21 protein-coding genes are annotated in these 18,844 nt (G+C 38.6%); 11 read left to right on the top strand and 10 right to left on the bottom strand.

Annotated features, from left to right (window positions below; genetic code table 11):
- The first annotated feature begins 169 nt into the window (after positions 1-169).
- From B9T66_RS01510 to flhB, 4 genes are read left to right on the top strand one after another with little or no spacing between them, the layout of a single operon-like run.
- Entirely contained in the window at positions 170-1,351 is a 1,182-nt protein-coding gene (locus B9T66_RS01510; protein ID WP_095627231.1) for a peptidoglycan DD-metalloendopeptidase family protein, read from the top strand.
- Complete coding sequence (locus tag B9T66_RS01505; RefSeq protein WP_095627230.1) at positions 1,352-1,933, top strand: NUDIX hydrolase; 582 nt, start codon at positions 1,352-1,354, stop codon at positions 1,931-1,933.
- Positions 1,930-2,652, top strand: coding sequence for a plasminogen-binding N-terminal domain-containing protein (locus tag B9T66_RS01500; protein ID WP_095627229.1), 723 nt, complete (start codon positions 1,930-1,932; stop codon positions 2,650-2,652). Before B9T66_RS01505 ends, B9T66_RS01500 begins: the two co-directional genes overlap by 4 nt.
- A 15-nt stretch (positions 2,653-2,667) precedes the next feature.
- The gene (flhB, locus tag B9T66_RS01495) at positions 2,668-3,819 is read left to right on the top strand and encodes a flagellar biosynthesis protein FlhB (protein ID WP_095627228.1); all 1,152 of its coding nucleotides are present in this window, start codon (positions 2,668-2,670) and stop codon (positions 3,817-3,819) included.
- 19 nt (positions 3,820-3,838) lie between these two features.
- Here flhB and flgK read toward each other — a convergent pair whose 3' ends face one another.
- The 5 genes from flgK to thrC all read right to left on the bottom strand — a co-directional run bounded on the left by flgK (position 3,839) and on the right by thrC (position 8,135).
- Entirely contained in the window at positions 3,839-5,659 is a 1,821-nt protein-coding gene (flgK, locus tag B9T66_RS01490) for a flagellar hook-associated protein FlgK (RefSeq protein ID WP_095627227.1), read from the bottom strand.
- 12 nt (positions 5,660-5,671) lie between these two features.
- Positions 5,672-6,106 (bottom strand): hypothetical protein, encoded by a 435-nt coding sequence (locus B9T66_RS01485; RefSeq protein WP_095627226.1) that lies wholly within the window; start codon positions 6,104-6,106, stop codon positions 5,672-5,674.
- Positions 6,107-6,145: 39 nt separating this feature from the next.
- On the bottom strand, positions 6,146-6,379 hold the full coding sequence (locus B9T66_RS01480) for a flagellar biosynthesis anti-sigma factor FlgM (RefSeq protein ID WP_095627225.1): 234 nt from the start codon (positions 6,377-6,379) through the stop codon (positions 6,146-6,148).
- Positions 6,380-6,447: 68 nt separating this feature from the next.
- Complete coding sequence (locus B9T66_RS01475) at positions 6,448-6,633, bottom strand: hypothetical protein (RefSeq protein WP_095627224.1); 186 nt, start codon at positions 6,631-6,633, stop codon at positions 6,448-6,450.
- Between the two features lie 11 nt (positions 6,634-6,644).
- A complete protein-coding gene (thrC, locus tag B9T66_RS01470; protein ID WP_095627223.1) occupies positions 6,645-8,135 on the bottom strand; it encodes a threonine synthase in 1,491 nt (496 codons plus the stop codon).
- A 99-nt stretch (positions 8,136-8,234) separates the two neighbouring features.
- On the opposite strand from thrC, the gene B9T66_RS01465 reads away from it, so the two are divergent.
- Positions 8,235-9,074, top strand: a complete 840-nt coding sequence (locus B9T66_RS01465) for a cysteine ABC transporter substrate-binding protein (protein ID WP_095627222.1) — start codon at positions 8,235-8,237, stop codon at positions 9,072-9,074.
- A 25-nt stretch (positions 9,075-9,099) separates the two neighbouring features.
- Here B9T66_RS01465 and B9T66_RS01460 read toward each other — a convergent pair whose 3' ends face one another.
- The 3 genes from B9T66_RS01460 to recO are packed head-to-tail and all read right to left on the bottom strand — an operon-like array spanning position 9,100 to position 10,485.
- Entirely contained in the window at positions 9,100-9,417 is a 318-nt protein-coding gene (locus B9T66_RS01460) for an SMR family transporter (RefSeq protein WP_095627221.1), read from the bottom strand.
- Between the two features lies 1 nt (position 9,418).
- Positions 9,419-9,853, bottom strand: a complete 435-nt coding sequence (locus B9T66_RS01455) for a DMT family transporter (protein ID WP_095627220.1) — start codon at positions 9,851-9,853, stop codon at positions 9,419-9,421.
- An 11-nt stretch (positions 9,854-9,864) separates the two neighbouring features.
- Positions 9,865-10,485 carry a recombination protein RecO gene (gene recO, locus B9T66_RS01450; RefSeq protein WP_095627219.1) on the bottom strand — a complete coding sequence of 207 codons (621 nt, stop codon included), beginning with the start codon at positions 10,483-10,485 and terminating at the stop codon, positions 9,865-9,867.
- Between the two features lie 116 nt (positions 10,486-10,601).
- Here recO and B9T66_RS01445 point away from each other — a divergent pair, with 116 nt between their 5' ends.
- Genes B9T66_RS01445 through B9T66_RS01420 form a run of 6 tightly spaced genes read left to right on the top strand, consistent with a single transcriptional unit; the run spans position 10,602 to position 15,513 of the window.
- Positions 10,602-11,378, top strand: coding sequence for an inositol monophosphatase family protein (locus B9T66_RS01445; protein ID WP_095627218.1), 777 nt, complete (start codon positions 10,602-10,604; stop codon positions 11,376-11,378).
- Between the two features lie 3 nt (positions 11,379-11,381).
- Positions 11,382-12,251, top strand: a complete 870-nt coding sequence (gene accD / locus B9T66_RS01440; protein WP_095627217.1) for an acetyl-CoA carboxylase, carboxyltransferase subunit beta — start codon at positions 11,382-11,384, stop codon at positions 12,249-12,251.
- On the top strand, positions 12,226-12,684 hold the full coding sequence (locus tag B9T66_RS01435; protein ID WP_095627216.1) for a 23S rRNA (pseudouridine(1915)-N(3))-methyltransferase RlmH: 459 nt from the start codon (positions 12,226-12,228) through the stop codon (positions 12,682-12,684). Before accD ends, B9T66_RS01435 begins: the two co-directional genes overlap by 26 nt.
- A 17-nt stretch (positions 12,685-12,701) precedes the next feature.
- Positions 12,702-13,085 (top strand): RNA polymerase-binding protein DksA, encoded by a 384-nt coding sequence (gene dksA / locus B9T66_RS01430; protein WP_095627215.1) that lies wholly within the window; start codon positions 12,702-12,704, stop codon positions 13,083-13,085.
- A gap of 2 nt (positions 13,086-13,087) precedes the next feature.
- Positions 13,088-14,110: a hypothetical protein gene (locus B9T66_RS01425; RefSeq protein ID WP_095627214.1), complete on the top strand. Its 1,023-nt coding sequence runs from the start codon at positions 13,088-13,090 to the stop codon at positions 14,108-14,110.
- An 8-nt stretch (positions 14,111-14,118) separates the two neighbouring features.
- Entirely contained in the window at positions 14,119-15,513 is a 1,395-nt protein-coding gene (locus tag B9T66_RS01420) for an FAD-linked oxidase C-terminal domain-containing protein (RefSeq protein ID WP_095627213.1), read from the top strand.
- Positions 15,514-15,529: 16 nt separating this feature from the next.
- Here the strand turns inward: B9T66_RS01420 and B9T66_RS01415 are convergent, their stop codons facing one another.
- Positions 15,530-17,137 carry an ABC-F family ATP-binding cassette domain-containing protein gene (locus tag B9T66_RS01415; protein WP_095627212.1) on the bottom strand — a complete coding sequence of 536 codons (1,608 nt, stop codon included), beginning with the start codon at positions 17,135-17,137 and terminating at the stop codon, positions 15,530-15,532.
- A gap of 7 nt (positions 17,138-17,144) precedes the next feature.
- Positions 17,145-18,782 (bottom strand): methyl-accepting chemotaxis protein, encoded by a 1,638-nt coding sequence (locus tag B9T66_RS01410; RefSeq protein ID WP_095627211.1) that lies wholly within the window; start codon positions 18,780-18,782, stop codon positions 17,145-17,147.
- Between the last annotated feature and the right edge of the window lie 62 nt (positions 18,783-18,844).

Genomic DNA, 18,844 nt, shown 5'->3' with positions numbered 1-18,844 from the left:
GCGACCTCTTAAATACCCAAAATACTGAACACACAAAATCGTGGTTTTTTTACAAAAATTAAATACAAGAGAGTTTTTATCATTTTTATGTTAGCATTGCAGATTTTTATCTTGAATTGACAATGATGGTTGTTATAAAAATGTCCAAAAAATCTAAAAAGGTGGCTTAATGAAATCGTATATACTTATATTTTGTATCTCCTTGCAGTGCATTTTTGGCGCGGTAGTAAATAATCAAACTTGGGAGAGTGGTAGCACACTTTTTGGCTTTTTCCAAAAATACAATATTCCTGCGAGTGTGTATTATGACTTACCAGCAGAAGATAGAGAACTCACTAGCGAAATTTATGCAGGAGTGCGATATTACACTGCTCTTGATGATGATAATAACCTCTTACAAGCCCTCATTCCTATCGGTGATGGTATGCAGATTCACATTTTTCGCTACAAAAATGGCTACAAAATGGACTTCACACCCGTTACATATTTTGAAAACGAACAACGCCTTGTAATCTCTGTCCAACGCTCTATCTATCAAGATCTCATGGAAGTTACTGATGATCAAGGACTTGTTAATGAATTGCTTAATGCCTACAAAAATAGCATAAGCTTTAATCGCACGGTGCTAAAAGGGGATAAGGTCGCCCTTATTTATAATCGCAAATATCGCTTAGGCAAACCTCTAGGCAATGCCCAAATTAAAGCGGCTATGGTAGAAACAAACAAAAAACCAAACTATCTTTTTGCATACAATGGACGCTATTACGACATCAAAGGTAAAGAAATCGAGGGATTCTTGCTCTCTTTGCCAATTTCAGGTGCGCGCATTAGCTCAAAATTCTCGCTAGGTCGTAAGCACCCAATCCTTGGATTTGTGCGACCACATTATGGCGTGGATTATGCAGCCCCTAAGGGGACGATTGTGAGTGCGGCAGGAAGCGGAACAATTGTCTTTGCAGGGCAAAAAGGTGGTTATGGAAATGTCATAGAAGTGCGTCATGAAAATGGTATAAAAACCGTATATGCGCACCTCAACTCATTTGCTCCGGGCATGAAAACAGGCAAGTATGTCAAAAAAGGGCAATATATAGCAAAAGTCGGTAGCACAGGTCTTAGCACAGGTCCGCATTTACATTTTGGCGTGTATAAAAATAACCAACCAGTCAATCCTCTTGGCAACATAAAAGCAGCGACAAAAGAACTTGATAAAGAACACAAAGAACAATTTGCAAACCTTAGCGATGATCTCAAGGGACAAATAGGAACAATCCTAGCCCAAGTCCAAGAAGAGCAAAAAGAATCTATTATTGTAAGCCTCCCAATAGATGGATTCACAAAAGGTATGCAATAAATGAAAACCGATATACGCGATATTCAAATCACCCAATGCGTAGATTCTCCCTATATCAAACCCCAAAGAATGCTGTATACAGAAAATGGCTATAAAAAAGCATGGGATTTTGTCCAAAGCCTTGATAGTGTGGCGATTATCCTCCATAGGATTGATGAAGATGCACTAGTGGTCGTAAGACAATTTCGCCCTCCGGTATTTTTGAAAAATAACGATGGCTATACCTACGAACTCTGTGCAGGATTGTTAGACAAAGAAGGCAAAAGCATTCGCCAGATCGCAGTAGAAGAGGTATTAGAGGAATGCGGATATGCGCTAGATTCACAAGATCTACAAGAAGTAGCGGTATTTCATACATCTGTGGGAACAAGTGGCGCAAAACAATATCTCTTTTATGCGCAAGTTACACAAGAACACAAACACACAGAGGGTGGTGGTGTCGATGGGGAAGTGATAGAGAGTATGCTTTTGCCACGAGCAGAGCTAGAAACATTTTTATACGATGATAGTATCGTAAAAACTCCTGGACTTGGATTTGGTATTTTGTGGTTTTTGCGCCACACCAAAGGAATGTGTGCATGAAATGGATTATATGCATAGCGCTTATGCTAAGTTGCGTGTTTGGGATTGATACAAAGGTTATAAAAACGACTATAGATTCTGTGCAAAAAGATATCGTAGTTTTTGATGCATATGATTTGCAAGTGGGTGAAAGTGGCGTGATACTTACCAAAAACACATCACACTCTATCATTATTGCTAAAGCTACTATAGAATCTATCCAAGAAGGAAGAGCTAGTGCAAGAATAGAGCCTTTTGATACCATAGATCAGCGCTATCTCCCAACTCCCATTAACCAACCCCAAGTAGGCGATGAAGTGTTATTTAGGAGTTTTTATAATCGCGCATTTGTTATTGCGCCAAATCAAGAAAGCTATCAATTTGTGATTCGTAACAACCCAAATATTACATTTATGCATATTGATTTATTTGCTGCGTATCTTCAGCAAGAGAGCCTCAATGATCCAAAACCAAAACACTTTAAAGATTTTTGCCCAAAATATAGCATAGGCTTAGTTTTTATCGTAGATTCTCAACATACCAATATTTTTGATTGTCAGTCTTTTGCCCTGCTTGAAACACTGCCACCACCGCCTAATGAAATATTACACGCTACGACAATCACGCCATTTTTTTCACGCATAAGTAACCCAGACAAGCCACTTGGAAGTAAATTTAAATCCTATGATTCAAAAAACTACTTTTTGTATTATGATACATTGACACACGCAAAGGAGTGAGCTTAAGGAAGTCCTATGCCTGCAGATGATGAAGAAAAGACCTTAGCCCCCTCCCAACACAAACTCCAACAAGCACGAGAAGAAGGAAATGTCAGCAAAAGCATAGAGCTCGTGGGCTTTTTTGTGATGCTTAGCGGATTGGCATTGGTTTTTTTTATGATTCCATATTGGGTAGATGGGTGCAAGGGGATTTTTACCTACATAACAAGTTTTTTTACACTCCAAGAATTTAGCGCACAAGAGCTTTTGTGGCTCACACTTGGCATAGGAATTGAAATGCTAAAAATGGTGTTACCGGTATTTTTGGGGCTAATGATTATTGGTGTTGTAGCAAATGTGGGGCAATTTGGGTTTTTGCTTTCAACTAAAGTGCTACAGCCAAAACTCTCTAAAATTAATCCTATTTTGGGGATTAAAAATGTCTTTTCACTTAAAAAACTTCTTGATGGTTTTATGATTACTTTTAAAGTCTTTATCGCGTTTGTCGTGGGCTTTGTGGTGTTTGTAGGATTTTTTGGAGAACTTCCTACCATATCGCGCCTAAGGCTTTATGATCAGATTCTGTGGTTTAGAGAAAAGGCACTTATTTTAATTGGTATTTTATTGATACTATTTTTTATTATGGCAGTGGCAGATTATCTTATCAAACGCTATCAGTATATGAAAAGTTTGCGTATGAGCGTCAAAGAACTCAAAGATGAAACAAAACGCTATGAAGGGAATCCAGAAATAAAAGCGCGTATCCGCCAAACACAGCAAAAAATGGCACGAAGTCGTATGATGCAAGAAATACCAAGTGCTTCTGTCGTGATAACTAACCCCACGCACTATGCCGTGGCAATCCGCTATCAAGATGAAGATGTGGATTTGGGTATGGCGCCTAGAGTCGTGGCAAAGGGTGTCGATGAGTTGGCAATACGCATTAAGGCAGTAGCACGAGAATATGAAATACGCATCATCGAAAACCCACCATTAGCAAGAAGTTTGTATGCGATGACAGAAGTTGGGGGCTTTATCCCACACGATTTGTTTAGAGCTGTGTCAGAAGTGCTTCAGCAAGTAGCGTGGCTTGATCACTTGCAAGGCAAGGATACATTGCTTAATACAACGATCAAAGCGCGCCAAAAAGCACAAGAAGCGTATCAAAAAAGTATACAACAAAACTAATACAGAGACAAAAATAGATTTATTGCTTGATACCAAGTAGCGTTTCAATCATTCTATCAATGGTAGTGATGACTTTGGCATTTGCTGCATACCCACCTTGAAACTTGATAAGATTCACCATTTCTTCATCAACGCTTACTTGCGAAATTGCCAAATGCTCCTTTTTGACAGCAGAAAGCACAGAATCTTTGGTCTCTTTGGTGCGTTGGGTTTGTTCGGTTTGTGTCGCAACACGCCCTGTGAGAAATTGAAAAAACTCTGGAATCCGCATTTGCTTTTGAGTAAATTTATCAATACTAAAATCCACTTCATCATATTGGAGTTGCTGCATCATATTAGCGACATCAAAATTTCCATTAACTGGTGCAAGCCACGGACGTATAAGCGTTGAATCTTTGATATATTCTTGATTTAACTCTATATCCTTAGCGCTATTGCCATCAAAAAATCGATTAAGCCCAAATGCTCCAGTAAAATTGCTACCATTATCCTTGATAGAAACATACAAGCCCTTTGCGGGGTCTTTGGCTTGTATCACAAACTCTTTGGCAACATCATCATAATAAGCGCGGAAATAATCATCAACATCATTGAGCGGATTATTGTCTTTATTATCATCTGTGTTAGCATTAATCGCCTTTACGACATCATAAATTGTTGTGATTCTATCGATGTTAATCGTTTTTCGCACCATTTCTTCGCCTGTGGTGTTATACACAATGACATCAAAACTACCTTCTTTAATATTGTAATTAGAATCTAAAAGCGCATATTTACCCCAAATATCAAGCTTATCGCTTTTAACGAGATTGGTTGCACTCTGGGCATATATCGCATTTGTTGCCTCGATAAAGCCCTTGGCAAAAACATCAAGAAGATTGATATAATCTTGAATCTTGCCTACAGGTGTGCCGTCTACACCGCTACTATATAATGCTATAAGCGATCCTGCCTTGCCTTGTGTAAGCTTTTCGGTAATTTCTACACGCTTAAAATCATCGCCTTGAAAATACACACGGCAAAGATGATTGGCATTATCTTCTTTTTCTAAGACTATGGGGTGATACATCGCACCATCAACGATATTAAATCCACGACCAATATTTAGCACATATTCATCATCAAAATCCGCGCGCATAGGATGCACGGAATAATCACTCTTTAGGTGATTTTTAAACACATTTGCACCAATAAGTGTCTGAAGATTAAATTCTAGCTCATCGCGCCTATCACGCAACTCATTGGCTTGTTTAAGCTCCAAGCCATCTTCCATTTCTTTAAGTTTTTTATTAATTTCTGCAATTTCTTTAGCCGCAAGATTCACTTCCTTGACTACCACTTCTAGCTCATCACTTGCCTTGCGTTGCAAAATCTCAAGACGCCTTCTTGTTTCTTGGATATTGTTCGTAAGCGTCTTGGTATCTTTGGCAAGGTTTTGTTTTTGTGCTGGATCACTAGAATTTTTGGCAAGATCTTTCCACGCATCAAAATAGCGCTCTAAATCATTATAAATCCCCACGCCATCGACTTCAGGAAAAAAGGCACTAGCCTCGCGTAAATAGGTAAAATGCGTATCATAAAATTGTGATTCTTCATTGGCGCGCCTATATCGTGAAAAAACAAACTCATCGTGCGCTCTTGCTATTGTCTCGATACTAACGCCACGACCCAAATTATAATCTTGAAAATAAATAGGCTTCTCGGGGCGCACCACAACTTTTTGACGGCTATAAAACTCATCACTAGCATTAGAAATGTTGTTGCCTGTCACATCAACCATAACTTGATGCGCTTGCAAGCCCGTATAAGAAGTGTTAAGAGAAGAGAGAATGCCACCCATTACACAACCTCGCTAGACTTGAATCTGCACAAGATGGCTTTTTGTTTTACTAGGATTGCTATAACCACCATCTTCACAAGGGACAAGCCTACGCAATAGTGAATCATAAAACTCACTCACTGCAAATACACTCTTTGCATACGCATTATTGAGATCTTTAAGTGATTGGAGTGATTGGCGTAAATCTCCCAACCCTTTATCAATCTCTGGTTCAAGCTGCAAAATTTCTGCAAGAGGCTTATTATCGTGAGATTGTATGAGTTTTTGCATCTCTTGTTCCATAAGAGATTTTTTTTGTTCAAAAGATTTGATGAGGGAATTTTTTTGTGTATTACGAGAGAATATCGCCTCATTATTGGCGACTTGAATATCTGCTATATCTTGATTGGTAAGATCTATAAGGCTATTGACATCTGCAATAGCACCATCTAAATACTGCTGTAACATTCTTCACTCCCTAAAATACCGCCACAAAGGGCGAATGTTTTAGAGATTAAGCAAATCTGATGCCATTTTCCTAGAAGTTTTATCAATATCGATAACGTATGTGCCTTTGGCAATTCTTTCTTTAATATCACTTACTTTATCAAATGCTACTTCTTTTACCATTTCTTTATTCTCTTCATTTCCTTGTGCTTGGATACCGCCATCACGCCTCTGATTACGATTAACACCTAAGGCATTGGTGGCTACGATAGAAGAATTTACACCACTAACCATAATTTTTACACCTCTAGTTTTTTATCTATTGTATCACAAAATCGACTAAAACTTTGATGTCTTAAATCTCAATTTGCGTATTTATTAAGTTCTTTTTGAAAATCCTCAATAGTCGTTACCGAGCTATTTTGCGCACCTTCAAAAAGCGGCATTTTAGAATCTCTGTAAGCAAAAATTGCCAAGAGCACCATCACATACAAAAACAAGAAAAACGCGATACTCGGAATAAGCCAATTTTTGGTCGTAATATCCATATTATTGCCTCCTATTGCAACCACTGCATAATGGTGTGTTTGACCTTATCAACGCTCACAACTTCATTATGCACCACAGGCTTATCAAAAAGCCTTGCAATATGTGGCGTAAGCTTTTGGGTGCTATCTAAGGACAATATAAACTCGATTGCCTCTTTATCATTAAGATTCTTAGTTGCGCCCAATGCCTCTGCCACAGTTGGTGCAAATTTACTCCATTGTGCTGTTGAACAAAGCACAAATTTGGCGCCATTATCTTCTTTTGCTGCGAATTCCTTATATGCCTTTATCCCACATGCTGTGTGAGGATCCAAAAGATACCCATTTGCAAAAGATTCCGCAATCAAGTCCTTGCATTGTGCGTCATTACAAAAACTTGCTGCAAAATACCCTTGCAACGCCTCTAATTCCTTAGAATCTAGCTTATATACTCCAGTATTTTGAAGGGATTGCATACATTCTTTTGTGCGTTGCGCACCAAAAAGCTCAAACAACACTCGTTCCACATTGGAGCTTTTGATAATATCCATAGCGGGTGAAGAAGTCTTTAAAAGCTCTCTGTCGCGTATATCATAAACCCCTGTAGTAATAAAATCATACAAAATATTATTGGCATTTGAAGCACTAATAAGCTTGCCCAATGGCACACCCATTTTTTTAGCATAAAACGCGCCCAAAATATTACCGAAATTCCCACTAGGCACGATAATATTAAGAGGTTGCATATGCTCAAGCACACCATCTTTACAAAGCCGACAATACGCCCAAATATGATAGATAATCTGAAAAACCACACGCCCAATATTCACAGAATTTGCCGCAGAGAGTGCAATGCCCTTGTTATGCAAAAACTCTATAAATTCTGTATCTTGCAATAAAGATTTTAGCGTATGCTGTGCATCATCAAAATTACCCTCAATGCCAAGCACTTTGAGATTTGCAGAATCTGTGGTTACCATCTGCAGGCGTTGGACATCTGAAGTGCCATCTTTGGGATACAGACATACCACATTGATACTACAATCCTCTCCAAGATGTTCTTTGGCAAAACTCTCCAAAGTCGCAGGTCCTGTATCCCCACTTGTAGCTACTAAAATCAAATACTTTTTGCCTTTTCCAAAACTCTGAATCATACGCCCAAATGGCTGAAGTGCCATATCTTTAAACGCCCTTGTAGGTCCGTGATAAAGCTCTAATACAAACAGATTCTCATCATATTGTGCAAGATTCACAGGTGTATGTGGATCATCAAAGCTCGCATAAGTTTGCAGTGCAAAATCCAAAAGCTCATTCTCAACTCCCAAATCCAAAAGCTCAAATACGCGTTTGCAAAGCTCTATATAAGAGAGATTCTCAAATTCTTGCAACATATGTGGTGTAAAATGCGGAAGGCGCGAGAGAGTATACAATCCTCCAAAACTCGCACTTGGGTTAAGCATAGCGTCCGCAAAGCTTACATTATCTTTATCGCCCTTGCCTCTAGTTTGTGTCATCTGTGTCATACATTTCCTTATAATCGCCACCAAACTAAATATTTTGGTATAATTTATGTCCTTTAAGTTAGATAACTTAAATACCATTGTAACATAAAAGGAGATGAGATGAATACAAAAATGTGGCGTGTGATACTCGCAAATTTTAGCATTATGCTAGCTCTGTTTTTAGGTGCTTGTTCAGATTCTAATAAAGGAGAATCTAGCGCGCAAAACGGACTTGAAGTAATCAAAAATCGTGGAACATTAATTGTGGGTGTTTTTGGTGATAAACCACCATTTGGCTACATCAATACACAAGGCGAGAATGCAGGTTTTGACATTGTCATAGCCAAAAGAATTGCCAAAGATTTGCTAGGTGATGAAAACAAAATACAATTTATAAGCGTTGAAGCGGCTAATCGTGTGGAATTTTTGCGATCTAATAAAGTAGATATTATTATGGCAAACTTCACAAAAACGCCACAAAGAGAGGAAGTTGTAGATTTTGCTAAGCCTTATATGAAAGTTGCTTTGGGTGTGGTGAGTAAAGATGGCACAATCACAGATATAGCCCAACTCCAAGATAAGACACTGCTTGTCAATAAAGGGACAACAGCGGATTTTTATTTCACAAAAAACTACCCAAATATCAAACTTTTAAAATTTGAGCAAAATACCGAAACATTTGCTGCCCTCAAAGATGGTAGAGGTGATGCACTCGCACATGATAATACGCTACTTTTTGCATGGGCAAAAGAGAATCCAGAATTTAGCGTTGGTATCAAAGAGTTAGGAGATTCTGATGTTATTGCTCCAGCAGTCAAAAAAGGAAATACAGAACTTTTAGAATGGCTTAACCAAGAAATCCAAACACTCACTGAAGAAAAATTCCTCTTTGAAGCGTATGAGCAAACATTAGCTCCTATATATGGCTCAGATATTCAACCATCTGATGTCGTATTCTAAGCCAAGCGTGGGTTTCCCCACGCCCTTATGCAAAATTCAATAATCCCACCGCTGTTATTATTAAGATTATTCCAATATATCCTATGGACTTAAGACTTTGTCCAAAAAAATAATAACCTCCAGCCACAGAACCAAGCACACCTATAGCCCCCCACAGCGTATATGCAACAGGCAAAACAATATCATACCAAGATATTGCGGCAGAAAGGAGTAGGAATGCTCCATCTACAAGCACTAAAGCCAAAAATCCCCATTTTATATTTCTAAAGCCATTTGACTTTTGTAACGCAAGGTTGGCAAATACATCTAAAATCCCTGACAATACAATACAAGCAAATCCCATATTACGCCTTTATATGAGATATATCATTATGAGAAGATACGCTTGACACACTCTCCTCATCACAAGAATCCTGCATAGATTCACAATCTTCATGCTTTTCACCCATAATTACACACACAATCCCCAAAGACCCCAATACAATCCCTACATATTGGTATGTCGTGAGTTCGGGTTCAAAAAATACAAAACTAACAACTATAATCCCTACAAGCCCCAAAATTTCCCATACAGAATACGCTACGCCAAGCGCAATCCCAAGAAGTGCAAACGCCATCAATACATATGAGAGATTCACAAAAACAATCATAACAATATTGCCCACGATAGGATTAGCAATCACCTTAAGCATACTCACGCCTATGACTTCTAACATAATTGCCCCAATAAGAAAAATCCACGAAACAATTCTTTTTTGTAATATATTTTTATCATTCATATAAACCTCCACTAAAGTCCTAAACAAAGGATTTGCCATAATTTTTGCACCTGTGTGTCTTCTAGGTGCAATGTCGAAGTGTGCGTAAAAAACTCTAGAATCTGTGATTTTTCAAAGACAAATCCTTGCACACAATGAGGGTGAGCAAACAAAAAGGCTCTACCTAAAGCGATGTGAGATTCTAAGATTCCATCACAAATAAAACAACGATTTTCTTCCTGTCGCCCCAAACGCCCCTCATATTCCAACAAACTTGCATACGATTCTAAAAGCACACGAAATGGATTTTGTTTGGCGATTTTTTTGGCACTCATATCCAAAAGCCCAAAATAAAATTCCCCTACCTCATACACTTCATCTAAATGTCGCTCTAATAAACCCAAAAATCGTTGCCATACATACACACGCTCCCATTCACGCTCCCACCCAAAGGATAAATGCAAAATATGGCGGACTTGGGGCAAAAAATGTGTATTAGCTTGTTCCTCAAAATCAATCTTATACCCCAAACCTATGGTGCTATGACGCGCCCCATAAAACCGATAAAAACTCCGAAAGCTTTGTGAAGTGAGAATCTTTACGATTAAATCTTGTGTTTTAGTTGGTATGACTTTTAAGATATAGCCCTGCATAGTATAAATAGTATCTTTCTTTAAGAAAACTCTAGCATAATTATACACCATTTTTAGTGTTTCAAAAGATATAACCGATATAAACGCAAAACTATGTGTATTTATAAGGACTTTGTATGAATCCAGACATTATCAAACCACACACGCCAAATATCCAGCTCACAGAATTTCTAACCGCAAGCATACAAGCTACAAAAGAAATTATCACACTCTTAGATTCCAAAGATAACACACTTTTTGTAAAACACACGCAAGGTGTCGGTGGCGATATTAGCATAGGTGCGGATTTAGAATGCCAAAGAATCTTTATCAAACATCTATCACATCTTGCAGACATAGATTCTGAAGAAAGCGGCATGATTTTATCTCCAAAACCCACAGATTCTCTTATTATTCTTGATCCACTTGATGGAAGTGATAATTTTCTCTCACACATTCCCTATTATGGTGCTTCTGTGGCATTGTGCGATAAACAAGGAAATTGCAAAGAAGCTGTTGTAATAAATTTTTGCACCAAAACGCTCATAGCACGAAGTAATGATCTTCTTTTTACATTAGATCTCAATAACCCAAAACCCATGCCATTAATCCACACCAAAAACTCAAAATGTGGCATTTTTGAAAAAGCCTACTCAAATCCCAGCATTGCAAATCTCTTATTTGCTCATCATCTAAAATTCCGATCTTTGGGGGCAAGTGCGCTCTCTATCAGTATGGCTCACGAAGTAAGTTTTATGCTTTTTGTAGGCAAGATACGCCATTATGATAGCAAAGCAGGGCTATTTCTCGCACAAGGGCTACATATAAACCATAATGAAGATTTTTTGCTTATAAGCAAAGATAAGCAAATTTTTGATACCATTACGCAACTTCTCACACAAAGCAAGGATTAGGTTATGTCATTTAGCGATTTCTTCAAATCCAAAAAAGCTGAGCCACGCGCCCAAAAGAATGAAGCGCCTTCACATTGGGTAAAATGCCCTAATTGTAATGCGCTTATGTATTACAAAGAAGTCTTTTCTCAATCACAAGTATGCCCCAAATGCAATCACCATCTTAGAATCTCTGCACAAGAGAGAATTGAGCTTTTATGCGATACTGGAAGTTTTGAGGAGTATGATAAAGACTTGCGTCCTGTCGATCCCCTAGAGTTTGTGGATAAAAAAAGCTACAAACAACGAATCCAAGAAGGTGAGCAAAAAAGCGGTAGACCAAGCTCTACGATAGCAGGAGAAGCCTTTATTGATGGTATCAGCATACAACTTGTTGTGTTTGATTTCTCCTTTATGGGCGGTTCTTTGGGTTCTGTAGAGGGTGAAAAAATTGTGCGCGCTATCAATCGCGCTATCCAAAAACACCAAGCCCTTGTCATATGCTCTACAAGCGGTGGTGCAAGAATGCAAGAATCCACTTACTCACTTATGCAAATGGCAAAAACATCTGCTGCACTCAACAAACTTTCTGCCGCCAAGCTTCCTTTTATCTCTGTGCTTAGCGATCCGACATTTGGTGGCGTAAGTGCAAGTTTTGCATTTTTGGGAGATGTGATTATTGCCGAACCAGGTGCAATCATCGGTTTTGCTGGTCCTCGCGTTATTAAACAAACTATTGGTGCGGACTTACCACAGGGCTTTCAAACTGCCGAATTTTTGCTAGAACACGGACTTATTGATATGGTTGTTGAGCGCAAAAACTTGAAAAAAACTCTTGCGGATTTGATAAGATACCTTACAAAACATCATGAAGTACAACCTATATTGTATTAACAAGGCAGATTCAGAGACGCTTGTAGAGGATTTTGTGATGAAATGTAAGGCTTTTGGTGCGCGATTACACATACATAATATCTTTAACAATGCCATTGCCAAGGCACAAAAAATCTCTGCCCCAAAAGCACAAGAATCTTACTCTGATGCCTTTATGCCATTTCTAAAAAACACAGCTTCAAGCCTCTGTATCGCGCTACACCCACAAGCAAAAATGCTAGATTCTCATCAATTTGCCAAACTTATTGCAAATCACCAAGAAGTCAATTTTTTTATTGCGGGTGCGTATGGTTTTGAGGAAAAGTTTTTGCACTCTATGCAGAATCTAAGTCTCACACCACTAACCCTAAGTCATAAAATCGCTAAGCTTGTGCTATGTGAGCAAATATATCGAGCGCTAAGTATTATGGCAAATCACCCATATCACAAATAGCAGCCAAAAGAGGGAATATGGATTACGAATTTTTTCACGCATTATTAACACAAAGAAGGCAGACTCTAGCGGATTCTATGATGGAGAAAAAAGAGCTTATGGAGCAATGGTATAACTCTAGACTTTCTGATGATAGTGATGTCGTGGCAGCTGCATTATATGAGACAAAAGTTGCCAATATCGTAGAGCTACAAAAGGCAGAAATTGATGATATAGACTACGCACTTACAAAAATCAAAAATAAAACCTATGGAATCTGTGAAATGTGTGATGATGAAATAGATATTGAGCGTTTGAAATTCAAACCACACGCAAAATATTGCATAGATTGTCGTGAACATGTAGAAAAAACGCAGATTCTCGAGCAGAAATTAAAAACATCAAAAAACAACAAGGAGTAAGAATGCGCTTTAAATACTATATGGCTTTTGTAGTGATATTTTGTGCAGTTTTGGGGATATATGCTTACACGCTTGAGCTTGGAAATTTTACCCTCACACTCCCAAACAATCGAAACCTTGATCTCCCAGTTACACTATGGCTTATTATCATCGTGCTTATTTTTTGTCTTTGTAGCTCTTTGCTTTTTGCGTCATCTTGGGCAAACACCTTGATACAATCCTACCGCACACGCAATGATTTTAATCATCTCTTTTCACAAATAAACGAACAAGCGCTCAACAAACCCATAGAATCTCGAGTATATAAAAATGCCGATATTTCCAAGCTTTCTAAAATTTTAGCGCGCTTTTACCTCAAACCACGCTTAGATTCAAAAGAATGCTTTGAACCAAAGATTGATAAACTCTTTGAAAATTACAAAGATGTGATGAATGGTAAAAATGTGGATTTACGCACCTATAATCTTAGTAAAGAGAATAAATTTTTTATCCAAAACCTAAAAAATAAGATTCAAAGCGATAACAAATTTGCCTTTAATGCGCTTAGCGAAAATAATCCTCAAGAAATTAAAGATTTTGCACTCATTCAAATTTTAAGCAATGGATCAGCTAAAGATTTAGAACGACTCTTTAGTTTGCAAATAACCTATAATGCCTCTATGAAACCTTCACTCATACAAGCCTTTGTCGCTCATAGTGATGTGTTTGATGCACAAAACCTCTCAGATATCTGCAAACAAATGCACTTTTGCGCCCAAGATTATGTCGAACTTGCCCAACAAAGCCAAAATATACTCCAACCCGATGCGTGGTATAAACTTTTTGAATCATTAGCCAATAATGATGAGCACGCCGAAAATGCGCTATTTTATGTAATGTTTGAGCTTGAAATGATTGAAAAAGCCAAAGAACGACGCGCACTGCATGGCAAAGATGAATATCGCCTTATTGATGCTTATCTCGATCTAAAAGAAAGCGGAAAACATTATCCGCTTGATATATTCTTTAATCAATGTAATATTTAGGAGCTACTATGATCGCACCATTAGATTCTGCGCATATACGCGCACTCAAAAATATTGTCGGCGAAGAAAATTGCTATGATGACACCGCACATCGCATAGCATATTGCTATGATGCTACAAGGGAGCGTTATGAACCTCAAGCAGTGGTATATCCAAGAGATGAACGCGATGTAAGTGAAGTGCTCAAATACTGCAACACGCACAAAATAGCTATCATTCCTCGTGGTGCAGGAAGTGGCTTTACAGGTGGTGCGTTACCAGCAAATGGTGGGATTGTCCTAGCACTTGAAAAATACTTCAATCAGATTCTAGAAATTGATGAAAAAAATCTCATCGCGCGCGTGCAACCAGGGGTAGTTAACAAACATTTTCAAAATGAAGTAGAAAAACGAGGACTCTTTTATCCACCAGATCCTGCAAGCCAAGAATATAGCACCTTGGGTGGCAATGTCAGTGAAAATGCTGGTGGTATGCGCGCTGCAAAATATGGTATCACCAAAGATTATGTTATGGCACTACGCGCCGTGCTACCTAATGGCGATATTATCAAAGCCGGTAAAAAAACGATTAAAGATGTGGCGGGATATAATATCGCAGGGATTCTCATTGCTAGTGAAGGAACTCTAGCAGTCATCACAGAAATCACGCTTAAACTCATCGCCAAGCCAAAACTTCGCCAATCTGCTATGGGTGTGTTTGCTACTATCAATGACGCAATGAATGCTGTCTATAAAACAATGGCAAGTGGTATTACACCTGTGGCTATGGAATTTTTGGATAACCTGAGTATTCGTGCAGTTGAAGAACGCTTTTCTAAAGGCTTGCCTACAGACGCTGGTGCTATCCTTATTACACAAGTAGATGGGGATATGCAAGAGGTGCTAGACTATCAGCTTGCCCAACTTGAACAAAAATTTAAAGAAAATGGGTGCATAGATTTCAAAAAAGCCAAAAATACACAAGAAGAGGAAGATCTTTGGTTTGCTAGGCGCAATGCTAGTCAAAGTATCACAATTTATGGCAAAAAGAAACTTAATGAAGATATTACCGTCCCTCGTTCGCGTTTGCCAGAACTTTTGGAACATATCAACCGCTTAAGCCAACAATATAACTTCAAAATTCCGTGTTTTGGACACACAGGCGATGGCAATGTGCATACCAATGTCATGGTGCCAAACCCTGATGATCCAGAGGAATTGGCGCGTGGCTATGCATGTATAGAAGAGATTTTTAAAGTCGCTGTGGATTTAGAAGGGACATTAAGTGGTGAGCACGGCATTGGGCTAGCAAAAGCTCCATTTATGCCACTAGCATTTAGTGAGGAGGAAATGAATCTCTTTAGAGTTATCAAACACGCCTTTGATCCTAATAATATTTTAAATCCAGGAAAAATGGGGCTATAAAGCCCCACACAAACTTTTAAGACATTGTAGATTCTAAGTATTCTTCATAACTTCCGCGAAAATCAACAACCTTTGCTGCACCATTTTCTTGTGGTATAAGCTCAATAATACGATTAGCATAGGCATCAATAAGCTCTCTATCGTGACTTACGCATATCACATTCCCGCCAAATCGATATAATGCCTCGCCAAGTGCTATAATGGATTCAAGGTCAAGATGATTGGTAGGCTCATCAAGCACCAAGAAATTTCCGCCTTCAAGCATAATTTTGCTTAACACCATTCTGTGCTTTTCCCCACCACTTAGGGCGTTGATTGATTTTTCTTGCTCTTCTCCACTAAAAAGCATTCTTCCAAGCGCGTTGCGTATCTCTGTGCTTTCTTTTTTCTTATCAAAACCCCTAAGCCATTCATACAGGCTCTCCTCACCTCGTATCTCTTCGCTCACATTTTGAGGGAAATAGCTACGCTCTATAGTCGCACCCCACTTCACAACGCCAGAATCTGCAGGAAGTTCTTCAACCAAAATCTGTAATAATGTGCTTTTGCCCACACCATTTGCTCCAATGAGCGCGATCTTATCACCGGGCAAAATTTTTAGACTTAGATTTTCTAGTATTTTTTTTGTGCCATAACTTTTGGAGATATTTTCACATTCCAATGCCTCATTACCAATCGTGCGGTTTGGTTTAAAAACAATACTAGGATCGCGTCTTGAGCTTACTGCGAGATTCTGTATATCCAATTTATCAAGCTGTTTTTGGCGACTTGTGGCTTGTTTTGCCTTTGATGCGTTGGCTGAAAACCTACGGATAAAATTCTCTAATTCCTCTTTTTCTTTGAGCTTTTTGTTGCGCTCGGCTTCTTGCTGCTTGGCAATCAAAGTAGAAGCAATATACCAATCATCATAATTCCCACTAAACTCGCGCACACTTCCAAAATCCATATCCAAAATATGTGTGCAAACACTATTAAGAAAATGTCTATCGTGTGAAATCACAACCATTGTGCCCTCATGGCGTTTTAAATTTTCTTCTAGCCACGCAATTGAAGGCAAATCAAGGTTATTTGTTGGTTCATCTAAAAGTAAAATATCAGGCTTAGGAAAAAGCACTTGGGCTAAGAGAATCTTAAATTTATCCCCACCTGTTAATGTGCTCATCAAATCATCATGCATATGTGCTGGGAATCCCAAATCTTCTAGAATCTTTTGTATCACCACATCATATTCATACATAGGATCCTCTTCGGCACAAACCATTTCAAGCTCACCTAATTCATTATTTACTGCTTCATCGCTCAAATCTGCATTTTCATACAAATATTCTTTGCGTTTTATAGCATCATACAATCGCTTATTACCAATAAGCACCGCATCTTTTAGACTTAAATCCTCAAAAGCGTATTGATCCTGCCCCAAAACTCCAAGTCTAGCATTTGGTGAAATAACTACCTCTCCGCCACTAGCCTCATACATACCACTTAAAATTTTTAAAAAAGTTGATTTTCCAGCACCATTAGCCCCAATAAGCCCATAGCGCTTTCCAGAATCTAAAGTAATATTGACATTTTCAAAGAGCTTTTTTGTCGGATAACGCATTGAGAGATTAATAGTCTGTAGCATATGACACCTATATTTTGAAATGCGCTATATGTTGTTTGAGCGTTGCTGAAATTTGCTCCAAGCTCTCGCTTGCACTCGTATTTTGCTCCATAAGCTCGGCTGTTTGCTTAGAAATTTCTGCCATTTCAGAAATAGTCGTATTTACTTGTCCGATAACCTCTACTTGCTCATGTGAAGCTTTTGCCACATCTTTTGCTTTTGTGAGTGAATCTTGGGCTTGTTGGTAAATTTCATTAAGAATATTTGTCGCCTCGTGCGCAAGTTGTAAGCCTTTTTCAGCTTGTGGCACAGCCGCCTCCATAGCCTCAACGCTTGTTTGCGTTTCACTTTGGATAATTTGTATCATTGCTGCGATTTCTGAAGTTGCATCTTGGGTGCGTTCTGCAAGCTGACGCACAGAATCTGCCACCACCGCAAAACCTCTTCCATGCTCACCTGCCCTTGCTGCTTCGATTGCGGCATTGAGCGCCAAGAGGTTTGTTTGATCTGCAATATCTTTGATAAGCTGTGTGCTTGAGCTAATATCTTGTGCGTGTTTTTCGAGTGATTTAATATGCTCATTAGAACTATTTACCGTCTCGGCAATTCTCTCAATCTCACTTACGGTTTGTGTAAGCGCATCGCGACCTTTTTGAGAAAGCTCTGTTGTGCGTGAGGAGTTTTCCTCTGTTTGTGTTGCCACTTGGGCTATGTTATCTGTATTTTGTGCAATTTCATGAATCTTTTGTGCTGAATCTGATGAAGACTGCACTTGTTGGGTTGATGCCCTTGTTGCTTTGTCTGAAGATTCTGCCACACTTTGAGCTTTGAGGTTAAGCTCTTGGGCATTGCTTGTAAGCTCACGCACAATTATTTTAAGTTGCTCTTGCATTTTTGCTGTAGCATCTAGCAAACTATTTGGGACTTTTGTGCTAATGTCTTGCTGGAGGTCGCCCTGTGCAATCTTGCGCATAATCTCTGCCACCACTCTAGGTTCGCCACCAAGAGAAGACATAAGGTTTTTGATAATAAACACAGAAACAAGCACAGCAATAACAACAGCGATAATAGTAAGCCAAATAGCAGTGGTAAGATATGAAGAAACGCTTGCTTGTGCTATATCATTAGCTACCTTGTTTTTAGCTTCCTGATAATCAATAAATTGGTTAATAACTGCAAGCCATTCTACAAAATACCCTCTCACTTTAGAATCTAGCAACGCCGTAGCTTTGGCATTCTCATTAACAAGGGCAAAATCAATAAGCTGTTTTGCCAAAGGCATAGTCTTTGCCTCTACTGCTTTAATGTTATTTAGAATCTCTTTTTCCTTTTCATCTACCATATCAGCATTTTGAAAAATCTCATCAAGTTGTTTGGCATTGGTAGCATAGTTTTCCTCAAGCTTTTGGATACGTTTGTAGGTTTCTTGCATTTCTTTAGATTCTACAAACAAAATAATGTCTCTAATAGCTATAGATCGATCATGGACACTACCGCGGAAATTAATAGCATGCCTTTGTTTGACAGAATTGACTTGATTAATTTCTTCTAATGTTTGAGAAATAAAACTTACTTTCATGTATCCTACGACAACAATAACCAAAATAAGTGCGACAAGAATACCAAAACCTAGACTTAACTGCGAACGAACGGACAAATTCTTCATTAAATTCTCCTACATATGAAAATACTAACGCTATTATATTCGAATTTCTTGCATTTGAGGTA

The sequence above is a fragment of the Helicobacter sp. TUL genome, from assembly GCF_002287135.1.
Taxonomy (GTDB): Bacteria; Campylobacterota; Campylobacteria; order Campylobacterales; family Helicobacteraceae; genus Helicobacter_F.
This window is presented reverse-complemented; position numbering and strand designations above follow the sequence as displayed.

What these genes read in the sequence shown, in the direction of transcription:
- accD (WP_095627217.1), top strand. Translation starts at nt 11,382, where the DNA reads ATGTCATTTAGCGATTTCTTCAAATCCAAAAAAGCTGAGCCACGCGCC.
- B9T66_RS01475 (WP_095627224.1), bottom strand. Translation starts at nt 6,633, where the DNA reads ATGGATATTACGACCAAAAATTGGCTTATTCCGAGTATCGCGTTTTTC.
- B9T66_RS01465 (WP_095627222.1), top strand. Translation starts at nt 8,235, where the DNA reads ATGAATACAAAAATGTGGCGTGTGATACTCGCAAATTTTAGCATTATG.
- thrC (WP_095627223.1), bottom strand. Translation starts at nt 8,135, where the DNA reads ATGACACAGATGACACAAACTAGAGGCAAGGGCGATAAAGATAATGTA.
- B9T66_RS01410 (WP_095627211.1), bottom strand. Translation starts at nt 18,782, where the DNA reads ATGAAGAATTTGTCCGTTCGTTCGCAGTTAAGTCTAGGTTTTGGTATT.
- B9T66_RS01455 (WP_095627220.1), bottom strand. Translation starts at nt 9,853, where the DNA reads ATGAATGATAAAAATATATTACAAAAAAGAATTGTTTCGTGGATTTTT.
- B9T66_RS01435 (WP_095627216.1), top strand. Translation starts at nt 12,226, where the DNA reads ATGAAGTACAACCTATATTGTATTAACAAGGCAGATTCAGAGACGCTT.
- B9T66_RS01445 (WP_095627218.1), top strand. Translation starts at nt 10,602, where the DNA reads ATGAATCCAGACATTATCAAACCACACACGCCAAATATCCAGCTCACA.
- B9T66_RS01510 (WP_095627231.1), top strand. Translation starts at nt 170, where the DNA reads ATGAAATCGTATATACTTATATTTTGTATCTCCTTGCAGTGCATTTTT.
- dksA (WP_095627215.1), top strand. Translation starts at nt 12,702, where the DNA reads ATGGATTACGAATTTTTTCACGCATTATTAACACAAAGAAGGCAGACT.
- B9T66_RS01425 (WP_095627214.1), top strand. Translation starts at nt 13,088, where the DNA reads ATGCGCTTTAAATACTATATGGCTTTTGTAGTGATATTTTGTGCAGTT.
- B9T66_RS01485 (WP_095627226.1), bottom strand. Translation starts at nt 6,106, where the DNA reads ATGTTACAGCAGTATTTAGATGGTGCTATTGCAGATGTCAATAGCCTT.
- B9T66_RS01505 (WP_095627230.1), top strand. Translation starts at nt 1,352, where the DNA reads ATGAAAACCGATATACGCGATATTCAAATCACCCAATGCGTAGATTCT.
- B9T66_RS01415 (WP_095627212.1), bottom strand. Translation starts at nt 17,137, where the DNA reads ATGCTACAGACTATTAATCTCTCAATGCGTTATCCGACAAAAAAGCTC.
- B9T66_RS01500 (WP_095627229.1), top strand. Translation starts at nt 1,930, where the DNA reads ATGAAATGGATTATATGCATAGCGCTTATGCTAAGTTGCGTGTTTGGG.
- B9T66_RS01480 (WP_095627225.1), bottom strand. Translation starts at nt 6,379, where the DNA reads ATGGTTAGTGGTGTAAATTCTTCTATCGTAGCCACCAATGCCTTAGGT.
- B9T66_RS01460 (WP_095627221.1), bottom strand. Translation starts at nt 9,417, where the DNA reads ATGGGATTTGCTTGTATTGTATTGTCAGGGATTTTAGATGTATTTGCC.
- B9T66_RS01420 (WP_095627213.1), top strand. Translation starts at nt 14,119, where the DNA reads ATGATCGCACCATTAGATTCTGCGCATATACGCGCACTCAAAAATATT.
- recO (WP_095627219.1), bottom strand. Translation starts at nt 10,485, where the DNA reads ATGCAGGGCTATATCTTAAAAGTCATACCAACTAAAACACAAGATTTA.
- flhB (WP_095627228.1), top strand. Translation starts at nt 2,668, where the DNA reads ATGCCTGCAGATGATGAAGAAAAGACCTTAGCCCCCTCCCAACACAAA.
- flgK (WP_095627227.1), bottom strand. Translation starts at nt 5,659, where the DNA reads ATGGGTGGCATTCTCTCTTCTCTTAACACTTCTTATACGGGCTTGCAA.